Annotated in this window: 5 protein-coding genes; all 5 read left to right on the forward strand. The window is 50.4% G+C overall.

The genetic code is table 11. The features are described from left to right. Positions 1-425: ThuA domain-containing protein (locus tag ACESLU_RS11490; protein ID WP_372638791.1), on the forward strand; the 425-nt coding region annotated here is incomplete at its 5' end. 49 nt (positions 426-474) lie between these two features. After that, positions 475-1,326, forward strand: a complete 852-nt coding sequence (locus tag ACESLU_RS11495) for a GNAT family N-acetyltransferase (RefSeq protein ID WP_372638792.1) — start codon at positions 475-477, stop codon at positions 1,324-1,326. Positions 1,327-1,385: 59 nt separating this feature from the next. Continuing rightward, a complete protein-coding gene (locus ACESLU_RS11500) occupies positions 1,386-2,318 on the forward strand; it encodes an amidohydrolase family protein (RefSeq protein WP_372638793.1) in 933 nt (310 codons plus the stop codon). Then, positions 2,308-3,099, forward strand: a complete 792-nt coding sequence (locus ACESLU_RS11505; RefSeq protein WP_372638794.1) for an amidohydrolase family protein — start codon at positions 2,308-2,310, stop codon at positions 3,097-3,099. Before ACESLU_RS11500 ends, ACESLU_RS11505 begins: the two co-directional genes overlap by 11 nt. A gap of 159 nt (positions 3,100-3,258) precedes the next feature. Then, a complete protein-coding gene (locus ACESLU_RS11510) occupies positions 3,259-4,992 on the forward strand; it encodes a divalent metal cation transporter (protein ID WP_372638795.1) in 1,734 nt (577 codons plus the stop codon). Positions 4,993-5,112: the final 120 nt, after the last annotated feature.

Below are 5,112 nucleotides of genomic sequence, written 5' to 3' on the forward strand. Positions count from 1 at the left end.
TTGGCATTCGAACGGCCAACCACGCGTTTGCCGTGCGCGATGAGGACGGCGAGATCCCGGAAGGCTATAAGGATTGGCCCGAGTTCGTACCGGAGATATTGGGACAGGAAAATACCGGCTACGGCTCGGTCGAGGACGGCACGGCCGTAGCGGTGGCACCGGGAGCAGCCGACCATCCGATTCTGGAGGGTTTTGAGCCCATCCAGTGGCAGAGCAGCGGCAATATCTATCTTATCCGGCTGCTGGACGAGCAGGCCAATGTACTACTGAGCGGAATGGCCGGCGGGCATGTGAACCCGGTTGCGTATACGCGCAGGGCGGGAGACAGCAGGGTATTCTACACCTCACTGGGCTACCCTGATGATTTTGATGAGCCCCGGTACCGGAATCTCCTGGTCAACGCCGTCCGCTGGGCATTAGACTAAGACGGATTAAAGGAGCATCTGATGTCACGCTTAAAGCAGGAAATAGTAGATGAAACAAAGGTATACGGATTCCATACTGACACAGGATGATATTGATGAGGCTTTTCGTCTGAGTTCACAGGTCGGTTGGAATCAAACAAAATCGGAGTGGGCGCGCCTGATAGAATTGAATCCGGAGACCTGCTTTGCTATCCGGGATAATAAGCGGTTGGTGGGAACAGCGACATTGGCTGCGTTTGGCACTGATTTGGGATGGATTGGTATGGTGATTGTCGACAAGTCGTACCGGGGCATGGGCATGGGAAAACAGTTACTGGAAAGGGCCATCGATGCGGGACGAGAGCAGGAATGTGACATTATAGGTTTGGATGCGACCGACCAGGGAAGACGGCTCTACAAACAGTATGGTTTTTGTGACGTACGACCTATCGACCGCTGGATGGGGGGGCTGTCCCATTCAACCGAAAATAATAGGGCAGAAAAAATGAATGAAAACCACCTGTCTCAGGCAATCCGCCTTGATCGTCAGTGGAGTGGTTGTGACAGGGGGAATCTTATTCGCCATTTATTTAGTGAAACTACCGTACGGAAATGGGGGGTGACTCGTAAAAATCAATTGAAGGGAATGATGTTTATACGCGGGGGACGAGAATACTTTCATTTGGGTCCCATCGTAACGGATACAACGGAAGGCTTCACCGACTTGCTCAGTGAGGCATCCCGCGTACTCCGCGGGGAGCCGGTTCTGCTTGACTGTATCAGGTGCAGGGAAACCTCGGCTTTGCTGCGTGAGCGCGGGCTGAAGGTGCAGCGGAGTTTGACGCGAATGACCCTGGATGAACCCCGGGACGTTCTTGCCCATCCGAAACTCCGTGCTGCGGTGTCATTTGAATGGGGATGAGGTAGGAAATACGTATTATTTTAACATACATTTAAGTTTATTGAAAAGATGGTTTTTATATGAGACAAGAAATCAGTCGCAGAAGTTTTTTGAGGAATTCAGTATTATCGACTGCAGGAATGATGCTGGGAAGTAATCTTTTGGGTTGTTCTTCCAGGGCGAAACCGGGCTCTTCTTCCGACTCTCTCATCCACATTATGGAGGAGGTCAGAAAATACCGGAAGATTAACTCGCATGCCCATATTGGCCTCAGCGTAGGCGGACCGGAAGATCAGATTGATTTTGCCGACAGGCTGGGCATTGATTGGTCAGTAATTTCAAGGCCCGTCACTACCATGGACAGCAGCCCCGGGTTGTTTCGGAAATACAATGACCGGATCCTGGATGCAGTGGAACAATTTCCGGACAGGTTTATCGGGCAAATGACGGTGGATCCCACCTACCAGGAAGAAGCGCTTGAGGAGATGGATCGATGCGTTGACCGCGGTATGGTTGGACTAAAACTCTATAAACAAGTTAAAATTAATGACCCGTTAGTCTATCCCATCATTGAAAAGTGTATTGATTTGAATATGATCATCCTTATGCACTCGGGACCGGATGTCACGCGCATAGGTCCCGAGTACGGGACCCTCGACCCCCCGAGCCTGTCTATTCCCGAGGACTTCGTAGAAATAGCAGAAAGATACCCGGAGGGGATGTTTCAGTTTGCTCACCTGGGGGGTGGACTGGACTGGGAGTACGCATGCAAAGCGCTTAAAGACTCTCCAAATGTATATGTGGATATTTCGGGCAGTAACAACGAGCAAAATATTATTAACTTTGCCGTTGAACAGCTCGGGGAAGACCGGGTGCTTTATGGGGGCGACCTGAATCCTTACACGGGGGTTGGAAGTATGTTTTCGGCCGATTTGAATGAGAGGCAGCGTGAGAAAATTTTTTTTGAAAATTATAATAATATATTGAAAAAGGGTGGTTATCATGTTGATTGATATGAATGCCTATGTGGGACACTGGCCTTTTAGAAAACTTAATTATAATACCTGCGAATCCCTGCTCGGAAGAATGAACCAGTTTGGCGTGGATCTTTCCGTAATCAGCAACTTGAATGGGATTTTTTACCAGAACCCGCAATCAGCCAACGAAGAACTATATGAAACCTTGCAGTCAGATAAGTCTTTTGAGGACCGCTTTATTCCATTTGCAGTTATGAATCCTATCTATGCGGGATGGAAAAATGACTTCCAAGTATGTAGTGAAAAAATGGATATGAAAGGGATTCGCCTGTATCCGAGATACCATAATTATGAGATCACAAATCCCTCCTGTATAGAACTGGTCAAAAGTGCCCGTGACAGGAATATGCCTGTGGCCCTTTCCCTTCGCATGTCGGATAGCAGGGCAACATCCTGGATGGATCTGGAAAGAGGAAGCGAGTGGTCCTTAAGAGATCTTATTCCCCTTATTAAAGAAGTTCCCGATGCCAGGTATCTCATCCTGAATATCGTGGGTAATCCATTTCTCGATGAGGAAGAAACGGAACTTTTAAAAAAAACGAATCTTGTTATGGATACTTCCGGAAGGGGTTTGAGGAGGTTTGCTGAACTACTGGAACGGTATGGAAGAGATAAATTTGCCTTCGGCACACATTCTCCTATACTGGATTATGTTACCGGGGCATTACGGATTGAGTCCCTGAGGGATTCTGAAGCTGATAACAAGACCAAGAACCTGTTACGAGACGGGAATGCAAAAAGAATATTAAATATATGATAGATTCATATATCCTTAATGAATTGGGATTTGCTGTAACATACATAGAGCTTGTTCCATTTTTTGAAAGAATATATCATGAGGTTTGAAAGAAAATCATATAAAAATTATTACATAAAGTGATTTTTTAACTAATGTTAACCATCAATTGAGGATGGCATGCCAGAGGACAGTAGGTTATCGAAAGAAGATAATAAACGTTTTGACGAAGAGGCCCAAAGGCTGCGGGAAGTTGAGGGGAAAAGCTGGTACATAAAGTTAAAGACCTATTTTGCCCTGTCGGGACCGGGGTGGCTTCAGAGTGCCTTGACGCTGGGGGGAGGATCGCTGGCCAGTGGCCTGTACCTGGGGGTGCTGACCGGCGTCAGCATGTTGTGGCTGCAGCCGCTGGCGATGCTGTTGGGCATCATCATGCTCAGTGCGCTCGGGCTGGTGACGCTGGCCACGGACCAGCGGCCTTTTTATGCGATCAATGAACATATCAACCCGGTACTGGGATGGGGATGGGCCCTCGGCTCAATTCTGGCCTGTATGGTCTGGGTGATGCCCCAGTTTTCCCTGGCGAACGGAGTCGTACAGCAAAACCTGCTGCCGGGAATATTCGGCCCCGGAAGTGTATTCGGTGATTTTGGCAGTATGCTGTTTATCTCGGTACTGGCCCTGGCTGTTACGCTGGGCATGACCTGGAATTACGGCGGCGGAAGCCGGGGCGTTGCGATTTTCGAAATGATCCTTAAAGGACTGGTGGCTATTGTAGTGCTGTCGTTCATAGGCGTGGTGGTCCGTCTGGCTATCGCCGGCAACGCAATCGACTGGGGGGAAGTATTTGCCGGCTTTATTCCCAATCCGGCCCTGATCTTTCGTCCCGCCGAGGGCTTCCTGCCCCTTCTGGAGCAGCTTCCCGAGATATCGGCTCAGTACTGGTCGGATCTGATTGTCTCCCGCCAGCAGGAGGTGATGGCTGCCGCTCTTTCGAGTGCGGTGGGCATCAATGCCACCTTTCTTTTTGCCTACTCCATGTTGCGCCGAAAGTGGGGGACCGAATACAAGGGGATGATGAAATTCGATTTGATTGCCGGCATGCTTCTGCCTTTTATGCTGGCGACAAGCTGCGTAGTCATTGCAGGCGCCAGCCAGTTTCATACGGTCCCGCAACCGGGCTTTTTGGAAGAAGAGGGGCAAACCGCGGAGTGGGATCCGAACGAGCAGCAGGTCAGTGAATACAACCGGTTGCTGGAAGGCCGGGTATTGCACGAAGCGGAAGGAGCGGGGACGCTCTCCGGCGAGCAGCTGTCCGCGCAGGTCGAGCAGCTGGGGAATGCCGAGCAGCGCATGGCAGCCACCCTGGTCACCCGCGATGCCTTTGACCTTGCCCTTTCGCTTCAGCCGCTGCTCGGCGGGGCCTTCAGCAACATCATTTTTGGGATCGGGGTGTTTGCCATGGCGCTCTCCACGATTACGATACATATGGTCATCTGTGGATTTGTGGTCTGTGAGATCATGAAAGTCCCTTACGACAGCTGGTATTTCCGGGCCGGTATACTGATCCCGAGCGTGGGGGTCCTGGGCCCGTTCTTCTGGGACCAGGCGCTGTTCTGGCTGGCGATTCCCACGTCGGTGATCACGCTGATGCTGCTGCCCATTGCCTATGTGACGTTTTTCTTAATGCTCAACAGCGAGGCCATCATGCAGGAACACAAGCCGACCGGCCGCCGGCGAGTCATATGGAATACGCTGATGATCCTCTCCATTGTGCTGATCGGCACCGCCAGTATCTACATGCTTTGGCAGTACGGCGGAATATGGGGTTTAATGGCTCTCCTGCTGTTTCTCGGAGCCGCAGCCGTTGTCGAATGGAAGAAGCGTACAACAGGCAGCCCTGTTAGTTCATAGGATCCCGAAGCGTTAAAACCGCGTTTAACGGATAGATATTCTGATTAATCACAAAATGAAGGCTCACAAAAATGAACGAACGATTTGCAAAGGCCCTGAAATCAACGCATCGGGTCCCCA

The sequence above is a fragment of the Fodinibius sp. genome (assembly GCF_041642155.1).
Classification (GTDB): domain Bacteria; phylum Bacteroidota; class Rhodothermia; order Balneolales; family Balneolaceae; genus Fodinibius.